Here is a 17,138-nt window from a genome sequence, read left to right on the forward strand (position 1 = left end):
GCGGCGGCTCACTCCCACTCGATGGTGCCCGGCGGCTTGCTCGTCACGTCGAGCACCACCCGGTTCACCTCGGGCACTTCGTTGGTGATGCGCGTGGAGATGCGCTGCAGCACGTCGTAGGGCAGCCGCGTCCAGTCCGCCGTCATGGCGTCCTCGGAGCTGACCGGGCGCAGCACCACCGGGTGCCCGTACGTGCGCCCGTCGCCCTGCACGCCCACCGAGCGCACGTCGGCCAGCAGCACCACCGGGCACTGCCAGATCTCGCGGTCCAGGCCCGCGGCCGTCAGCTCCGCGCGGGCGATGGCGTCCGCCGCGCGCAGCACCTCCAGCCGCTGCGGGGTCACCGCCCCGACGATGCGGATCGCCAGGCCCGGGCCGGGGAACGGCTGGCGCCACACCATCGCCTCCGGCAGGCCCAGCTGCAGGCCCACCGCGCGCACCTCGTCCTTGAACAGCGCGCGCAGCGGCTCCACCAGCTCGAACGTCAGGTCGTCCGGCAGGCCGCCGACGTTGTGGTGGCTCTTGATGGTCGCCGCGCCCTCGCCGCCGCCGGACTCGACCACGTCCGGGTACAGCGTGCCCTGCACGAGGAAGCGCACCTCGCCGCTGCCGCCCTCGGCGGCCACGACGTCGCGGGCGGCCTGCTCGAAGACGCGGATGAACTCCCGGCCGATGGTCTTGCGCTTCTGCTCCGGGTCGCTGACGCCGTCCAGGGCGTCGGCGAAGCGCTGCACCGCGTCGACCACGTGCAGCTTCACGCCCGTGGCGGCGACGAAGTCCTGCTCGACCTGCTCGGCCTCCCCGGCGCGCAGCAGGCCGTGGTCGACGAACACGCAGGTCAGCTGCTCGCCCACCGCGCGCTGCACCAGCGCGGCCGCGACCGCGGAGTCCACCCCGCCCGACAGCGCGCAGATGACCTTGCCGTCGCCGACCTGGGCGCGGATGCGCGCGACCTGCTCCTCGATGACGTTGCCGGTCGTCCAGTCCGCGTCCACGCGCGCGCCGTGGCGCAGGAAGTTGACCAGCACGTCCTGCCCGTGCGCGGAGTGCTTGACCTCCGGGTGCCACTGCACCCCGTACAGGCGCCGCTCGTCGTCCTCGAACGCGGCCACCTCGGCACCGGGCGACTGCGCCACCACGCGGAAGCCCTCCGGCGCGCGCGCCACGGAATCCCCGTGCGACATCCACACCGACTGCTCGGCCGGCTGCTCGCGCAGCAGCGTCGAGGACTCGGGGTGCACGGTGGCCGTCGTGCCGCCGTACTCGCGCGCGCCGGTGCGGGCGACCTCGCCGCCGAGGGCCTGGGCCATCGCCTGGAAGCCGTAGCAGATGCCCAGCACGGGCACCCCGGCCTCGAACAGCGCCGGGTCCACCTGCGGGGCGCCCTCGGCGTACACGCTGGCCGGGCCGCCGGACAGGATCACCGCGGCCGGGTCCTTGGCGAGCATGTCCGCCACCGGCATCGTGCTGGGCACGATCTCGGAGAAGGTGTCCGCCTCGCGCACCCGGCGGGCGATCAGCTGGGCGTACTGGGCGCCGTAGTCGACGACGAGGACGGGGCGGTGCGCGCGCTCGGCGGCGACCTCCGGCGGCTCCTGCGGGGTGGTGCCGGGGACCGGCTCGGTCGCACTGCCGACGGGCTCGCTCACGGGGGCCAGGCTATCGGCCCCGCGCCACCGTCCCGGTCCCCCGCCGCCCGCACCTCCCCGTCCCACCGCCACTCCCCCTCCGGGGGGGGGGGGGGGGGGGGGGGGGGGTGGGGGGGGGGGGGGGGGGGGGGGGGGGGGGGGGGGGGGGGGGGGGGGGGGGGGGGGGGCGGGGGGGGGGGGGGGGGGGGGGGGGGGGTGGGGGGGGGGGGGGGGGGGGGGGGGGGGGGGGGGGGGGGGGGGGCCCGCCCCCCCCCCCCCCCCCCGACGCGCCGAGCTCGTGGAGCTCGTCGAGTCCCGGCTGCGCGCCGTCTGGGCCGACGCGCTCTCGGTCGCGCCGCAGCTGCTCGAGGACCCCACGGGGATCGCGCTGGCGTGCGTGGGCTCGCTGGCCCGCCGCGACTGCGGCCCCGCCAGCGACGTCGACCTCGTCCTCCTGCACGACGGCCGGCGGCTGCGCCCGGAGGACGTGGCCGCCGTCGCCGAGCGGGTCTGGTACCCGCTGTGGGACAACGGCCTGCGGCTGGACCACTCGGTGCGCACGGCCCGCGAGTGCCGCGAGGTCGCCGCCGCCGACCTGGCCGTGGCCACCGGGATGCTCGACCTGCGCGTGGTCGCCGGCGACGGCGGGCTGGTGGCCCGCACCCGCGGGCAGGTGCTCGACGACTGGCGGGCCGGCGCGCGCCGCCGCCTGCCGCAGGTGCTGGACTCCCTGGCCGAGCGCGCCGAGCGCTTCGGGGAGCTGGCCTACCTGCTCGAACCCGACCTGAAGGAGGCCCGCGGCGGCCTGCGCGACGCGGTGACCCTGCGCGCCCTGGCCGCCAGCTGGCTCACCGACCGCCCGCACGGCGCCGTCGACGAGGCCCACCGGGTGCTGCTGGACGTGCGCGACGGCCTGCAGGCCTCCTCCGGCCGGCCCAGCGACCGCCTCGTGCTGCCCGAGCAGGACGCCGTGGCCGTCGTCTGCGGCTACGCCGACGCGGACCTGCTGCTGGCCGCCGTCGCCCAGGCCGCCCGCACCGTCTCCGCGGCCGTCGACCTGACCACCCGCCGGGCGCGCCAGTCGCTGCCGACCCGCCGCTTCCGCGCCACCGGCCGCCGCCCCCGGCTGCGCTCGCTGGGCCACGGTCTCGTCGAGCACGACGGCGAGGTCGTCCTCGGCTCCGGGGCCGTCCCCGCCGAGGACCCGGTGCTGCCGCTGCGCGCCGCGGCCACCGCGGTGCGCACCGGGCTGCCGCTGTCGCCCGTGACGCTGGAGCACCTCGTGCGCGCCTGCCCGCCGCTGCCGGACCCCTGGCCGGCACCCGCCCGCGAGGCCCTGCTGGAGCTGCTGGCCGCCGGACCCGCCCAGGTGCCGGTGTGGGAGGCGCTGGACCTCGTCGGCCTCGTCGAGCGGTGGGTGCCGGAGTGGACCGGGGTGCGCAACCGCCCCCAGCGCAACGCCGTGCACCGCTTCACCGTCGACCGGCACCTGGTGGAGACCGCCGTCCTGGCGCGCCCCTTCCTGCGCGACACCCCCCGCCCGGACCTGCTGCTGCTGGCCTCGCTGCTGCACGACATCGGCAAGCTGCCCGGCGCGCAGGACCACGCCCGCACCGGCGCCCCGCTGGCCGCGGCCGTGTGCCGCCGCATCGGCCTGGAGCCGGCCGACGTCGCCGTCGTCGAGCGGCTGGTCGCCGAGCACCTGACGCTGGTGGAGCTGGCCACCCGCCGCGACCCCGACGACCCGCAGACGGTCGAGGCGCTCGTGGCCGCCGTCGACGGGCGCGAGGACGTCCTGGCGGCGCTGCGGGCGCTGACGGAGGCCGACGCCCGCGCCGCGGGCCCGGCCGCCTGGTCGCCCTGGCGGGCCCGCCTGGTCGACGACCTCGTGGCCCGTGCGCGCGCCAGCCTCGCCGGCAGCGCCGTGCCCGGGCCCGCCCCCTTCAGCGAGGAGGAGGCCGCGCTGGCCGCCGAGGTCGCCGCGGGCGCCGGTCCGCTCGTGCGGGTGGCCGAGGTCGACGGCTTCCACGTCGTCACGGTCGTCGCGCGCGACCGCACCGGGCTGTTCGCCGACCTGGCCGGGCTGCTGGCCGGGCACCGCCTCCTCGTGCGCTCGGCGCTGGTGCGCACCCTGGACGGGGTGGCCGTGGACTCCTGGTGGGTGGAGCCGCGCACGGGCGAGGCGCCCGAGGCGGAGCTGCTGCGCACGGGCCTGGAGCGCATCGCCGCCGGCGACGTCGCCATCCTCGACCGGCTCGCGGAGCGCGACGCGCGCACGCCGCGGCCGGCGGGCGGGGTGCGCGCGCTGGTGGCCCACCCGCGCGTCGTCGTCCTGCCCGGGGCCTCGGAGCGGGCCACCGTGCTCGAGGTGCGCGCCGCCGACCGCCCGGGGCTGCTGCACGCCCTCGGCCGGGCGCTGGCGGCCGAGGGCATCGACATCCGCTCCGCGCACGTGGCCACCTACGCCGCGCAGGCCGTCGACGTGCTGTACCTGGCGGAGCCGTCGGGGCAGCGGCTGAGCCCGCCGCGGGTGGCGCGCGCCGTCGCGGCCCTGTCGGACGCCGCCGAGGTGCCCGCGCCGGCCCCGGCCCGCGGGGCGCCGGAGCGGCGGGCCGGGCTCCCGTAGGCTGGGGCCGTGTTCGCCACGCTCTCCGACCGCCTCACCGCGACGTTCAAGAACCTGCGCGGCAAGGGGCGGCTGTCGCCGGAGGACGTCGACGCGACGGTCCGCGAGATCCGGCGCGCGCTCCTCGACGCCGACGTCGCGCTGCCCGTGGTGCGCCAGTTCACCGCCACCGTGCGCGAGCGCGCGACGGGTGCGGAGGTCTCGCAGGCGCTGAACCCGGCCCAGCAGGTCGTCAAGATCGTCAACGAGGAGCTCGTCGCGGTCCTGGGCGGGGAGACCCGCCGCCTGCGGTTCGCCAAGAACCCGCCCACGGTGATCATGCTCGCGGGCCTGCAGGGCGCCGGGAAGACGACCCTGGCCGGCAAGCTCGGCCGCTGGCTGCACCAGCAGGGCCACCGCCCGCTGCTGGTGGCCTGCGACCTGCAGCGGCCCAACGCCGTCAACCAGCTGCAGATCACCGGTGAGCGCGCCGGCGTCGACGTCTTCGCCCCCGAGCCCGGCAACGGCGTCGGCGACCCGGTCTCGGTCGCCCGGCGCGGCCTGGAGCACGCCCAGCGCCAGCACTACGACGTCGTCGTCGTCGACACCGCCGGCCGCACCGGCGTGGACGCCGAGATGATGCAGCAGGCGATCGACATCCGGCACGCCGTCGAGCCCGACGAGGTCCTGTTCGTCCTCGACGCCATGATCGGCCAGGACGCCGTCGCCACGGCCGAGGCGTTCCGCGACGGCGTCGGCTTCGACGGCGTCGTGCTCACCAAGCTCGACGGCGACGCCCGCGGTGGCGCCGCCCTGTCGGTGCGCCAGGTCACCGGCCAGCCGGTCATGTTCGCCTCCACGGGCGAGAAGCTCGACGACTTCGAGCTGTTCCACCCCGACCGGATGGCCTCGCGCATCCTCGACATGGGCGACGTGCTCACCCTCATCGAGCAGGCCGAGCGCGCCTTCGACGCCGAGCAGGCGCAGGCCATGGCGGCCAAGTTCGCCGCCGACGAGGACTTCACCCTCGACGACTTCCTCCAGCAGCTGGCCGCCGTCCGCAACATGGGCAGCATCAAGAAGATGCTCGGGATGCTGCCGGGCATGGCGCAGGTGCGCGAGCAGCTCGAGGCCTTCGACGAGCGCGAGTTCGACCGCATCGAGGCGATGGTCCGCTCGATGACGCCGCTGGAGCGGCGCCAGCCGCGCATCATGAACGGCTCCCGGCGCGCCCGCGTGGCGCGCGGCTGCGGGCAGAGCGTGTCCGCGGTCAACGACATGCTGGAGCGCTTCGGGCAGGCGCAGAAGATGATGCGCCAGATGCGCAAGGGCCTCGGCGGCGGGATGCCGGGGATCCCGGGCATGCCGGGGGTGCCCGGCGGGGCGTCGAAGAAGCAGCGGGCGCGCGCGGCCGCTGCCAAGGGCAAGAAGGGCAAGTCGGGCAACCCGGCCAAGCGCGCCGAGCAGGAGCGCGCCGCGGCCGCCCGCAGCACCGCCGCCCCGGGCTCGGCGTTCGGGCTGCCCACCGGCGGTGACGGCCAGCCGCAGGTCGACCCCTCGCAGCTGCAGCTGCCCCCCGGCTTCGACAAGCTGCTCGGCGGGCGCTGAGCCGGTGCCCGCCGCCGAGGCGCTGCACCTGCCCGGGCCGGTCCTGACCGGCCCGGGCAGCGAGCGCCCCGGCGCGTGGGTCGTCGGCGGCCGCCTGACCTTCGAGCGGCCGCGCGCGGCGAGCACCACCACGCTGCCCGGCTGGGTGCTGCCCGGCCTGGTGGACGCGCACTGCCACGTGGGCATCGGCCCGACCGGCCGGGTGGAGGACGCCGTCAGCGAGGCGCAGGCCCGCACCGACCGCGACGCGGGTGCCCTGCTGCTGCGCGACGCCGGGTCCGCCTCGGAGACCCGCTGGATCGACGAGCGCGAGGACCTGCCGCGGATCGTGCGCGCCGGCCGGCACCTGGCCCGCACCCGGCGCTACCTGCGCGGGCTGGCCCACGAGATCGAGCCGGAGGACCTCGTCGAGCACGTGCGCGTCGAGGCCGCGCGCGGCGACGGGTGGGTCAAGCTCGTGGGGGACTGGATCGACCGCGAGCGCGGCGACCTGGCCCCCTGCTGGCCGGCCGACGTCCTGCGCGCCGGGGTCGCCGCCGCCCACGAGCTCGGTGCCCGCGTCACCGTCCACCAGTTCGGCGAGGAGGGCGTGGCCGAGCTCCTCGACGCCGGCGTCGACGGCATCGAGCACGGCACGGGCCTGCGCGACGACGTCCTGCGCGCCGTCGCCGAGCGCGGTGTCGCGGTCGTGCCCACGCTGGTCAACATCGCCACCTTCCCCGGCATCGCCGACCGCGGGGAGCCGAAGTTCCCCGCCTACGCCGCGCACATGAGGGCCCTGCACGAGCGCCGGTACGCGACGGTGGCGGCCCTGCACGAGGCCGGCGGGCGGGTCTTCGCCGGCACCGACGCGGGCAGCGTCCTGCCGCACGGCCTCGTCGTCGACGAGGTGCACGAGCTGGCGGCCGCGGGCCTGACGCGCACCGCGGCCCTGGACGCCGCCTGCTGGTCGGCGCGCACCTGGCTGGGCCACCCGGGCCTTCAGGAGGGTGCCCCGGCCGACCTGCTCGTCCTCGACGGCGACCCCCGCGCGGACCTGGGGGTGCTGCGCTCGCCGCGCGTGGTGCTGCGCGGGCGGCTCGTGCGCGGCTGAGGGCGGGGCTCGTCCGGGGCCGGCGGCGACCTCTGGCATGATGGACGGGCACTCGACCGTCCGCGGACCCTCTCACCGGGGCCGGTCGTGTCCTCAGAGCCCCACCGGTCGGCGTCCCCACACCGAGCGGTGACCGCTCGTCCAGACCAGAACCGGGAGACACCCCACACCGTGGCTGTCAAGATCCGCCTGAAGCGGCTCGGCAAGATCCGTTCGCCGTTCTACCGCATCGTCGTCGCCGACTCGCGCAGCAAGCGCGACGGCCGCGCCATCGAGGAGATCGGGATCTACAACCCGATGACCGACCCCTCGACCATCGAGGTGGACTCCGCGCGCGCCCAGTACTGGCTCGGCGTCGGCGCCCAGCCGACCGAGCAGGTCGCCGCGCTGTTCCGCGTGACCGGCGACTGGCAGAAGTTCAAGGGCCTGCCGGGTGCCGAGGGCACCTACCGCCAGCCCAGCCCGGCCACCCGCCCGGGTTCGGCCGCGGCCGCCCCCGCCGCCCAGGCGCCCGCCGGCGCGAGCTCCTCCGAGAGCTGAGCCGGTGCTCGCCGACGCGCTCGAGCACCTCGTCCGCGGCATCGTCGGTCACCCCGACGACGTCCGCGTGACGTCCAAGCCGGGACGGCGCGGGTCGCTGCTCGAGGTGCGCGTGCACCCCGACGACCTGGGCCGCGTCATCGGCCGCTCGGGGCGCACCGCCAAGGCGCTGCGCACCGTCGTCGGCGCCCTCGCCGGGGGCAAGCCGGTCCGCGTCGACCTCGTCGACGTCGACCGCCGCTGACCCCGGCACCCGCACCCCGCGCGCCGGGGCCACCACCGGTGGCCCCGGCGCCGCTGCGTCCGGGCCCGTCCGGCCGCACCCGGCCGGCAGGACCCGACCGGCACCCGACCAGCAGCACCCGACCAGCAGCACCCGAGAAGGACAGGGGAGGACCCGCCGGTGGAGTACGTCGTGGCCCGCGTCGGCCGCCCGCACGGCGTGCGCGGCGAGGTGACCGTCGAGCTGCGCACCGACGCCCCGGAGGAGCGCTTCACCCCCGGCGCCGTCCTGCGCACCGACCCCGCCGCCCGCGGCCCGCTGACCGTGGAGTCCGCGCGCTGGCACAGCGGCACGCTGCTCGTCGCCTTCGCCGAGGCCGCCGACCGCGCCGCGGTGGAGGAGCTGCGCGACACCCTCCTGCTCGTCGACGTCGACGAGGACGCCGCCGCGGGCGAGGACGACGCCTGGTACCCGCACCAGCTGCGCGGCCTGGCCGCCGTCGCCACCGACGGCACGCCGCTGGGGACGGTGGCCGACCTGCTGACCGGCACCGCGCAGGACCTGCTCGTGGTCACCGGCACCGACGGCGCCGAGGTCCTCGTGCCCTTCGTGGCCCGCCTCGTGCCCGAGGTCGACGTCGCCGGCGGCCGCGTCGTGCTCGACCCGCCCGGCGGGCTGTTCCCCCAGCTGCCCGGGGACGAGCCGGGCGCCGCCGGCGGGCCCGGCGCGGCGGGGGAGCGCTGACGTGCGCGTCGACGTCGTCACCATCTTCGGCGAGTACCTGCAGCCGCTGTCCCTGTCGCTCATCGGCAGGGCGCGCTCGCAGGGCCTGCTGGACCTGCGGGTGCGGGACCTGCGCGAGCACACCCACGACCGGCACCGCACCGTCGACGACACCCCGTACGGCGGCGGCGCCGGCCTGCTGATGAAGCCCGAGCCGTGGGGCGAGGCCCTGGACGCCGTCCTGGACGACCCGCCGCCCGGCGCCCGCGAGGAGGGCCCGGTCCTGCTCGTGCCCGGCCCGGCCGGGGAGGTCTTCACCCAGCGCACCGCCGTCGAGCTGGCGGCCGAGCCGTGGCTGGTGTTCGCGTGCGGGCGCTACGAGGGCATCGACGCGCGCGTCGCCGAGCACTACGCCACCCGCGTGCGGGTGCGCGAGGTGTCGCTGGGCGACTACGTCCTCAACGGCGGGGAGGTCGCCGTCCTCGTGGTCGTCGAGGCCGTCGCCCGCCTGCTGCCCGGCGTGGTCGGCAACGCCGCCAGCCTCACCGAGGAGAGCCACGCCGCCGAGCACGACGGGCTGCTGGAGCACCCCTCCTACACCAAGCCCGCCAGCTGGCGCGGGCTGGACGTGCCGCCCGTGCTGGCGGGCGGGCACCACGGGCAGGTCGCCCGCTGGCGCCGCGACCAGGCGCTGCGCCGCACCGCGCGCCGGCGCCCGGACCTGCTGGCGCGGCTGCCCGTGGAGCGCACCGACCCCGCCGACCGCGCCGTCCTCGCGGAGGAGGGGTGGGTGCCCGGCGACGACGGCCGGTTCCGCCCCACGCCCGCCGCTGTGGCAGACTGATCGGTCGAACCGACGACCCAGCCGTGACGGCGGGTGACCGCTGCCCGGTGGGCGGCGGACGGCGCACCTGCCGCAGGGGGAGCGCCGCGCCCGCACGCGCGTCACGGACCACGAACCCGCGCCGGTGTCCTGCGGCGCCTGCAGGGGAGAAGAGCGACACCATGAACGTGCTCGACACCGTCGACGCCACCAGCCTGCGCACCGACGTCCCGGAGTTCCGGGCCGGTGACACCCTGAAGGTCCACGTGCGCGTCATCGAGGGCAACCGCTCGCGCGTCCAGGTCTTCCAGGGCGCGGTCATCCGCCGCACCGGCGGCGGCGTGCGCGAGAGCTTCACCGTCCGCAAGGTCAGCTTCGGCGTGGGTGTCGAGCGCACCTTCCCGCTGCACACCCCGGTCATCGAGAAGATCGAGGTCGTCACCCGCGGTGACGTCAAGCGCGCGAAGCTGTACTACCTGCGCGACCTGCGCGGCAAGGCCGCCAAGATCAAGGAGCGTCGCGACTCCGGGACGCCGCGCGGCAACTGACGCAGCGCCCCAGCACGACCGTGGAGCCGGGTCCCCCGCGGGGGCCCGGCTCTCCGCGTCCCCGGCCCCCGGCGGGGCACCGGCCGCGCGCCGCTCCCGCCGGCCGCCGGGCGTGGCAGACTCGGCGGGGCGCCCCGCGCGGGACGCCCGCCCGCCGACCCGCCGCACGCCCGGGAGCCCCGTGACGACCAGCCCACCGGCCCCCCGGGTGCACGAGCGGTCGCGCACCGGCCCGCGGTTCCTGCTCCTCCTGGCCCTCGCCCTCGTGGTCGCGCTCCTCGTGCGCAGCTTCCTCGTGCAGACCTTCTCCATCCCGTCGGAGTCCATGAGCCCGACGCTGGAGCCCGGCGAGCGGGTGCTGGTGTGGCGCGTGGGCGCCGGGGAGGACGTGCGCCGCGGCGACGTCGTGGTCTTCGACGGCACCGGCACGTTCGCGCCCGTCCCCGCCGAGCGCACCGGGCTCGCGGCGCTGGGCGTGGCGGCCGGGCGCCTGCTCGGCTTCCGCCCGGGGGAGAGCGACTTCGTCAAGCGCGTCGTCGGACTGCCCGGTGAGCGCGTCACCTGCTGCGACGACGACGGACGGCTGCTGGTGGACGGCCGGCCGCTGGACGAGCCGTACCTGCGCGCCGGCGACGCCCCCAGCGACCAGCCGTTCGACATCGAGGTGCCCGCCGGACGGCTGTGGGTCATGGGCGACCACCGCAGCCGGTCGGCGGACTCGCGCAGCCACCTCGGCTCGCCCGGCGGTGGCACCGTGGCCCTCGGCGACGTCGTCGGCCGCGTGGTCGCCGTCACCTGGCCGCCGGGCGCGGTGGAGGTCGTGGAGCGCACCGCGCCCGCGGTGGCGGTGGCCGGCGAGGTCGAGCACGGCGGGGACGACGAGCACCGGGAGGAGCGGCCGTGAGCGCACCGGGGGAGCCGGACGTCAGCACCGGCGAGCAGGAGGGGCCCCCGCCCCGCCCGGCGCGCGCCGGCGGGGGGCTGTGGTCGGTCGTCAAGGAGACGGTGCTCGTCGTCGCCGTGGCCCTCGTCGTCTCGCTGGTCGTCAAGACCTTCCTCTTCCAGGCCTTCTACATCCCCTCGCAGTCGATGGAGGAGACGCTGCGCATCGGCGACCGGGTCGTCGTCAGCAAGCTGACCCCCGGCCCCTTCGACCTGCACCGCGGTGACGTCGTCGTGTTCGCCGACCCCGGCGGGTGGCTGACGCCGAGCCCGCCGGTCGAGCGCGGTCCGGTGGGCACCGTGGTCGCCGAGGCGCTCACCTTCGTCGGGCTGCTGCCCGAGGAGTCCGACGAGCACCTCATCAAGCGCGTGGTCGGCGTGCCGGGCGACCACGTCGTGTGCTGCGAGGCGGACGGCCGCCTCACCGTCAACGGCGAGCCGGTCGACGAGGGCGCGTACCTCGAGGCGGGCACGGCCCCCAGCGCGGAGGAGTTCGACGTCGTCGTGCCCGACGGGATGCTGTGGGTGATGGGCGACAACCGGGACGAGTCCGCGGACTCCCGCTACAACCGGGACAAGCCGTACGACGGCTTCGTGCCCGTCGACCTCGTGGTCGGCCGCGCCTACACCGTCGTGTGGCCCGTGCAGCACTGGTCGTGGCTGTCCACGCCGACGGCCTTCGACGGCGTGCCGGCCGCCGGGGACGCCCGGTGAGCACCCGGCCCGCGGCCCGGCGCACCGGCCGGGGGCCGGCGCCGTCGCTGCGCCTGGAGCGGCAGCTCCTGCGCGCCGGGCACCCCCTCGTCGCCGGGATGGACGAGGTGGGCCGCGGTGCGCTGGCCGGGCCCGTCTCGGTGGGCGTGGTCGTCGTCGGCCCCGCCACCCGCTCGGCGCCGGTGGGCCTGCGCGACTCCAAGCTGCTGACCCCCGCCGCGCGCGAGGAGCTCGCGCCGCGGGTGCGCCGCTGGGCGCTCGCCTGGGCCGTCGGCCACGCGGAGCCGGCCGAGGTGGACGCCGCGGGGATCGTCGCGGCGCTGCGGCTGGCGGGCCGGCGGGCGCTGGCGCAGCTGCCCGCCGCGCCCTCCGTCGTCGTCCTCGACGGCAGCCACGACTGGCTCGGCGACCCGGCGGAGGACCTCCTGATGGGTCTCGACGCGGCCGTGCCCGCCCTGCCGTGCGCGGCTCCCGAGGTCACCACCCGCGTCAAGGGCGACGTCACGTGCGCGGCCGTGGCCGCCGCCAGCGTCCTGGCCAAGACGACCCGCGACGCGCTGATGGTGGCGCTGGACGCCGAGCACCCCGGCTACGGGTGGGCCGGCAACAAGGGCTACAGCGCCCCCGACCACCTGGCGGCGCTGGCCGCGCGCGGGGTCTCGCAGCAGCACCGCCGCAGCTGGCGCCTGCCCGGACCGCGCGGCGCGGTGCCGACCGGGCAGCTCGCCGCGGGGGGCATGATGGGCTCGTGAGCGCCGAGGACCTGGAGAACTACGAGACCGAGATGGAGCTGCAGCTCTACCGGGAGTACCGGGACGTGGTGTCCCTCTTCTCGTACGTGGTGGAGACCGAGCGGCGCTTCTACCTCGCGAACTCCGTGGACCTGCAGGTGCGCACGGCCGACGGCGAGACCTACTTCGAGCTGCGGCTGCACGACGCGTGGGTGTGGGACGTCTACCGCCCCGCCCGCTTCGTGCGCGACGTGCGCGTGGTGACGTTCAAGGACGTCAACGTCGAGGAGCTGCAGAAGCGCGACATCGAGGTGCCCGACACCCCGGAGCTGCGCGAGCGCTGAGGACCGCCGGCGCGCCGCGGGGTCCACAGGACCGGTCGCGCGCCGCCGTCCACACCCCGGGATCCGCGACCACCGGCGGGCGTCCGCCCGCCGCGCACAGTGCTGCGCGGAGGTGGTGCCGGTGCGCGCGCAGGACGCGGTCGGGGCGTACGGGGAGAGGGTCGCGGTCCGCTGGCTGACCGGGGCCGGGATGACGGTGCTGGACCGCAACTGGCGGTGCCGGCTGGGCGAGATCGACGTCGTCGCCCGCGACGGGGACGACCTCGTCGTCTGCGAGGTCAAGACGCGGCGCGGCCTGGCGACCGGCTCCCCGCTCGAGGCCGTCACCGCGGCCAAGCTGGCGCGGCTGCGCCGGCTCGCCGCCCAGTGGCTGGCCGACCACGAGGACGTGCGCCCGCCGCACGTGCGCCTGGACGTCGTCGGCGTGACCCTCCCCGCCCGCGGGGCCGCCGTCGTCGAGCACCTGCGCGGGGTGGCGTGATGGCGCTGGCGCGCGCGCTGGCCGTGGGCCTGGTCGGCCTGGACGGGCACCTGGTGCGGGTGGAGGCCGACATCTCCGCGGGCCTGCCCGCCTTCGTCGTGGTGGGCCTGCCCGACGCCTCCCTGCACGAGGCCAAGGACCGCGTGCGCGCGGCCACGGCCAACGCGGGGTTCGGCCTGCCGCCGCGGCGCATCGTGGTCAACCTGTCCCCGGCCACGCTGCCCAAGTCCGGCTCCGGCTTCGACCTGGCGGTGGCGGTGGCGGTCCTGACCGCCGCGGGGGTCGTGCCGCCCGAGGCCGCCGAGGGGGTGGCCCACCTGGGTGAGCTGGGGCTGGACGGCAGCGTGCGCGCGGTCGACGGGGTGCTGCCGGCGGTGCTGGCCGCCGCGCGGGCCGGGGTGCGCCGCGTCGTGGTCCCGGCCGACGCCGTCGCCGAGGCCGAGCTCGTGCCCGGGGTGTCCGTGCGCGGGGTGCACCGGCTGGCCGAGCTGGTGGCGGACTACCGCGGTGACCCGCCGCCCGAGGCGCCCGACCTGCCCGATCCGCTGGAGGTGGCGGACCCGGGCGGCCCGCCGCCCGCACCGCCCGCACCGGACCTGGCCGACGTCGTCGGTCAGGTCGACGCCCGCGCGGCCCTGGAGGTCGCGGCGGCCGGTGCCCACCACCTGCTGATGACCGGCCCGCCCGGGGCGGGCAAGACGATGCTGGCGGCGCGGCTGCCCGGGTTGCTGCCCGACCTCGACGAGGAGGAGGCGCTGGAGGTGACGGCGGTGCACTCGGTGGCCGGGGCCCTGCGCGGCCGGCGCGCCGCCCTCGTGACGCGCCCGCCGTTCGAGGACCCCCACCACACCGCCTCCGTGGCCTCCGTGGTGGGCGGCGGCACCGGCGTGCCGCGCCCGGGCGCGGTCTCGCGCGCCCACCGCGGCGTCCTCTTCCTCGACGAGGCCCCCGAGTTCGACGCGCGGGTCCTGGAGTCGCTGCGCCAGCCGCTGGAGTCCGGCGAGCTGGTGCTGCACCGCGCCCGCGGCGCCGCCCGGTACCCGGCGCGCTTCCAGCTCGTGCTGGCCGCCAACCCCTGCCCGTGCGGGCGGGCCACCGGCCGCGGCCTGGACTGCACCTGCACCCCGGCCGCGCGGCGCCGCTACGCGACCCGCCTGTCCGGCCCGCTGCTGGACCGGGTCGACGTGCGCGTCGCCGTGCACGCCGTCACCCGCGCGCAGGTCGCCGACGCGCTGCCGGGCGAGTCGACGGCCGTCGTCGCCGCGCGGGTGCGCACCGCCCGCGCCGCGGCCGCCGAGCGGCTGCGCCCGCACGGGCTGCGCACCAACGGCGAGCTGCGGGGGCCGCTGTTGCGCGGACCGCTGCGGCTGCCGCCGGCCGTGACGGCCGACCTCGACCGCGCGCTGGAGCGCGGGGCGCTCAGCCTGCGCGGGCTGGACCGCGTGCTGCGGGTGGCGTGGACGGTGGCCGACCTGCGCGGCGCGGCCGCGCCCGACCGCGACGACGTGGGTCGTGCGGCCGTCCTGCGCGGCCTGGACACCCCGGCCGCGGGGAGCGCCCGGTGAGCGCCCCGGTGACCGGTGCGGCGTCCCGGGCGGTCGCGGGCCGGGCCGTCCCGCCCGGGCTGCGGCCCGCGATGGACGACGAGCGGCTCGCCCGGGCGGCGTGGAGCCGCCTGGCCGAACCGGGGGACGCGGCCGCCGCGGCGCTCGTGGGCGAGGTGGGGGCGGCCCTGGCGCTGGAGGCCGTGGTCACCGGCCGAGGGCCGGCCCGCTGGCACTCGCGGCTGGAGGACGTCGACCCCGTGGCCGACCTCGCCGCCGCCCGGGCGGTCGGGGCGCGCCTGGTCGTGCCCGGCGACGAGGAGTGGCCGGCGACCCTGGAGGACCTGGCGCACGCCGCCGCCGGCGACGGCCGCCCGCTCGGCGTGCCGGCCTGCCTGTGGGTGCGCGGGCCGCTGCGGCTGGACGCCGTCGCGGCGCGCAGCGCCGCGCTCGTCGGCTCGCGCGCGGCCACCGGCTACGGCGAGCACGTCACCGCCGAGCTGGCCGCGGGGCTGGCCGACCGCGGCTGGGCGGTCGTCAGCGGCGGCGCCTACGGGATCGACGCCGCCGCCCACCGGGCGGCGCTGGCCGTCGGGGGTGCCAGCGTGGCCGTCCTGGCCTGCGGGGTGGACCGCAGCTACCCGTCGGGCAACGCCGCGCTGCTGGCCCGGCTGGCCCGCGAGGGCGCGGTGCTGAGCGAGGTGCCGCCCGGCAGCACGCCCACGCGGTGGCGCTTCCTGGAGCGCAACCGCCTCATCGCCGCCCTGACCGGCGGCACCGTCGTCGTCGAGGCCACGTGGCGCTCGGGGGCGCTGTCCACCGCCGACCGCGCCGAGCGGCTGCTGCGCCCCGTGGGCGCGGTGCCCGGTCCGGTGACGTCGCCGGCCTCGGCCGGCTGCCACCGCCTGCTGCGCGAGCGGGGCGCGGTGTGCGTGACCGGCCCGGACGAGGTCGCGGAGCTCCTGGGGAGGGTGGGCGAGGTGCACGCGGCGCCGCCGCCGCAGGAGGTGCGGCCCTTCGACGGGCTCAGCGCGGAGGAGCTGCGCGTCGCCGAGAGCCTGCCGCTGCGCGGGACCGCCAGCACCGGGCGCCTGGTGCGCGACGCCGGCCTCGACGAGGGGTGCGTGCGGGCGGTCCTCGGCCGCCTGGAGCTGGCCGGGCTCGCGGCGCGCGACGAGGCCGGGTGGCGGCTGGCCCGGCGGCCCTGACCCGGCGGCCCTGACGCGGCGGTGCCGGCCCGACGGCCCGGCCCGCGTCGGCGCGGCAGGCGTGTCGGTGCTCGCCGCGGGGCGCGCGGGCGGGCAGCGTGCCCGGGGTGAGCGGCGGGCGTGAGCGGGAGACGGTCGAGGAGGTGCTGGACGCCTTCGCGACCCACCTGCGGGCCGAGCGCGGGCGCAGCCCGCACACCGTGCGCGCCTACCGCCGCGACGTGGCCGACCTGCTCGACCTGGTCCTGCCGGCGGTGGGGGAGGAGCCGGCCGACCTGGACGTGCTGACCCTCGCGGACCTGCGGGCGTGGCTGGCCGGGGCGGCCGGGCAGCGGGCCCGTTCCACGCTGGCCAGGCGGGCCGTGGCGGCGCGCGCCTTCACCGCCTGGGCCGCGCGCACGGGCCGCGCCCGCGAGGACGCCGGCGCGCGCCTGCAGGTGCCGCGCCGCGACCGGCCGCTGCCGCACGTGCTCGGGGCCGGGCAGGTCGGCGACCTGCTCGACGCCGCTCGCCGGGCGGCGGACGGCCCCGCGGCCGGCTCGGCGGACACGCCGCCGCGCCCGGTGGACGGCACGGCGGACGCCCCGGTGACCGGCGCCGCCGAAGGCCCCGCGGAAGGCCCCCCGGAGCCGGTCGACGAGCGGTGCGCGCCCGGGGCGGCCCGGGGGCTCCTCGCGAACGGCCGCCCGGACCCCGTGCGCTTGCGCGACGTCGCGGCGCTGGAGCTGCTGTACGCCACCGGGTGCCGCGTGGCCGAGCTCGTCGGCGCCGACGTGGGCGACGTCGACCTCGACCGGCGCACGCTGCGGGTCCTCGGCAAGGGCGGGCGCCAGCGGGTGGTGCCCTTCGGGGTCCCCGCCGCCGACGCCGTGCGCGCCTGGCTCCTCGAGGGTCGCCCGGAGCTGGCCGCGGCGGGGTCCGGGGACGCGCTGCTGCTGGGCCGGCGGGGGCGCCGGGTCGACCAGCGCCGGCTGCGGGAGGTCCTGGGCGAGCTGCTGACCGGGCTGCCCGGGACCCCGGTGACCTCCCCGCACGGCCTGCGGCACGCCGCCGCGACGCACATGCTCGACGGGGGAGCTGACCTGCGTAGCGTTCAGGAGTTGCTCGGTCACGCTACGCTGTCGTCGACGCAGATCTACACGCACGTCTCCGTAGAGCGCTTGCGGAGGTCGCACCGTCAGGCCCACCCCCGGGCCTGACGGCCTCGGGGGGAGGGGGCACCGGTGGACGCAGGAGCGGGGCGCGAGGGCGCCGCCACGACGGCACGGCGGCGGACGGCGTCCGACGTCCGCGTCGTCGACGCGCGCGCGCGGCAGGACCCCGCGGGCGGGACCGCCGCGGGTCCGGCCGCCGGGAGCCGGGAGGCCGCGACGGGAGAGACCG

At 78.2% G+C, this 17,138-nt stretch carries 17 protein-coding genes; 16 read left to right on the plus strand and 1 reads right to left on the minus strand.

Annotation, left to right across the window (positions count from 1 at the left end):
* Nucleotides 1-8: 8 nt before the first annotated feature.
* Nucleotides 9-1,649, minus strand: coding sequence for a glutamine-hydrolyzing GMP synthase (gene guaA, locus ACRYMY_RS06530; protein WP_432546457.1), 1,641 nt, complete (start codon nucleotides 1,647-1,649; stop codon nucleotides 9-11).
* On the opposite strand from guaA, the gene ACRYMY_RS06535 reads away from it, so the two are divergent.
* From ACRYMY_RS06535 to ACRYMY_RS06610, 16 genes are all read left to right on the plus strand, one after another.
* On the plus strand, nucleotides 1,606-4,254 hold the full coding sequence (locus ACRYMY_RS06535) for a [protein-PII] uridylyltransferase (RefSeq protein WP_432546458.1): 2,649 nt from the start codon (nucleotides 1,606-1,608) through the stop codon (nucleotides 4,252-4,254). The two genes, guaA and ACRYMY_RS06535, sit on opposite strands and share 44 nt — an antisense overlap.
* Before the next feature lie 9 nt (nucleotides 4,255-4,263).
* Nucleotides 4,264-5,841, plus strand: a complete 1,578-nt coding sequence (gene ffh / locus ACRYMY_RS06540) for a signal recognition particle protein (RefSeq protein ID WP_432546459.1) — start codon at nucleotides 4,264-4,266, stop codon at nucleotides 5,839-5,841.
* Nucleotides 5,842-5,845: 4 nt separating this feature from the next.
* Entirely contained in the window at nucleotides 5,846-6,934 is a 1,089-nt protein-coding gene (locus ACRYMY_RS06545; protein WP_432546460.1) for an amidohydrolase family protein, read from the plus strand.
* 171 nt (nucleotides 6,935-7,105) lie between these two features.
* Nucleotides 7,106-7,474: a 30S ribosomal protein S16 gene (gene rpsP, locus ACRYMY_RS06550; RefSeq protein WP_369052852.1), complete on the plus strand. Its 369-nt coding sequence runs from the start codon at nucleotides 7,106-7,108 to the stop codon at nucleotides 7,472-7,474.
* 4 nt (nucleotides 7,475-7,478) lie between these two features.
* Nucleotides 7,479-7,718 (plus strand): RNA-binding protein, encoded by a 240-nt coding sequence (locus ACRYMY_RS06555; RefSeq protein WP_369052853.1) that lies wholly within the window; start codon nucleotides 7,479-7,481, stop codon nucleotides 7,716-7,718.
* Between the two features lie 159 nt (nucleotides 7,719-7,877).
* A complete protein-coding gene (rimM, locus tag ACRYMY_RS06560) occupies nucleotides 7,878-8,441 on the plus strand; it encodes a ribosome maturation factor RimM (protein ID WP_432546461.1) in 564 nt (187 codons plus the stop codon).
* Nucleotide 8,442: 1 nt separating this feature from the next.
* On the plus strand, nucleotides 8,443-9,264 hold the full coding sequence (trmD, locus tag ACRYMY_RS06565; RefSeq protein WP_432546462.1) for a tRNA (guanosine(37)-N1)-methyltransferase TrmD: 822 nt from the start codon (nucleotides 8,443-8,445) through the stop codon (nucleotides 9,262-9,264).
* A gap of 161 nt (nucleotides 9,265-9,425) precedes the next feature.
* Nucleotides 9,426-9,791, plus strand: coding sequence for a 50S ribosomal protein L19 (gene rplS, locus ACRYMY_RS06570; protein ID WP_432546463.1), 366 nt, complete (start codon nucleotides 9,426-9,428; stop codon nucleotides 9,789-9,791).
* A 181-nt stretch (nucleotides 9,792-9,972) separates the two neighbouring features.
* The gene (lepB, locus tag ACRYMY_RS06575; protein ID WP_432546464.1) at nucleotides 9,973-10,695 is read left to right on the plus strand and encodes a signal peptidase I; all 723 of its coding nucleotides are present in this window, start codon (nucleotides 9,973-9,975) and stop codon (nucleotides 10,693-10,695) included.
* Complete coding sequence (gene lepB / locus ACRYMY_RS06580) at nucleotides 10,692-11,447, plus strand: signal peptidase I (protein WP_432546465.1); 756 nt, start codon at nucleotides 10,692-10,694, stop codon at nucleotides 11,445-11,447. The genes lepB (ACRYMY_RS06575) and lepB (ACRYMY_RS06580) overlap by 4 nt, the downstream gene beginning before the upstream one ends.
* On the plus strand, nucleotides 11,444-12,199 hold the full coding sequence (locus ACRYMY_RS06585) for a ribonuclease HII (RefSeq protein WP_432546466.1): 756 nt from the start codon (nucleotides 11,444-11,446) through the stop codon (nucleotides 12,197-12,199). Before lepB (ACRYMY_RS06580) ends, ACRYMY_RS06585 begins: the two co-directional genes overlap by 4 nt.
* The gene (locus ACRYMY_RS06590; protein WP_432546467.1) at nucleotides 12,196-12,522 is read left to right on the plus strand and encodes a DUF2469 domain-containing protein; all 327 of its coding nucleotides are present in this window, start codon (nucleotides 12,196-12,198) and stop codon (nucleotides 12,520-12,522) included. Before ACRYMY_RS06585 ends, ACRYMY_RS06590 begins: the two co-directional genes overlap by 4 nt.
* A gap of 121 nt (nucleotides 12,523-12,643) precedes the next feature.
* Complete coding sequence (locus tag ACRYMY_RS06595) at nucleotides 12,644-13,003, plus strand: YraN family protein (RefSeq protein ID WP_432546468.1); 360 nt, start codon at nucleotides 12,644-12,646, stop codon at nucleotides 13,001-13,003.
* A complete protein-coding gene (locus tag ACRYMY_RS06600; protein ID WP_432546469.1) occupies nucleotides 13,003-14,568 on the plus strand; it encodes a YifB family Mg chelatase-like AAA ATPase in 1,566 nt (521 codons plus the stop codon). Before ACRYMY_RS06595 ends, ACRYMY_RS06600 begins: the two co-directional genes overlap by 1 nt.
* Nucleotides 14,565-15,755 carry a DNA-processing protein DprA gene (dprA, locus tag ACRYMY_RS06605; protein WP_432546470.1) on the plus strand — a complete coding sequence of 397 codons (1,191 nt, stop codon included), beginning with the start codon at nucleotides 14,565-14,567 and terminating at the stop codon, nucleotides 15,753-15,755. Before ACRYMY_RS06600 ends, dprA begins: the two co-directional genes overlap by 4 nt.
* Nucleotides 15,756-15,862: 107 nt before the next feature.
* Nucleotides 15,863-16,954: a tyrosine-type recombinase/integrase gene (locus tag ACRYMY_RS06610; protein WP_432546471.1), complete on the plus strand. Its 1,092-nt coding sequence runs from the start codon at nucleotides 15,863-15,865 to the stop codon at nucleotides 16,952-16,954.
* Nucleotides 16,955-17,138 lie beyond the last annotated feature (184 nt).

This window comes from Kineococcus haloalkalitolerans (assembly GCF_050871905.1).
In the GTDB taxonomy this organism is placed as follows: Bacteria; Actinomycetota; Actinomycetes; order Actinomycetales; family Kineococcaceae; genus Kineococcus.

Coding starts and splice junctions, on each gene's coding strand:
- rplS (WP_432546463.1), top strand. CDS start 9,426: ATGAACGTGCTCGACACCGTCGACGCCACCAGCCTGCGCACCGACGTC.
- ACRYMY_RS06600 (WP_432546469.1), top strand. CDS start 13,003: ATGGCGCTGGCGCGCGCGCTGGCCGTGGGCCTGGTCGGCCTGGACGGG.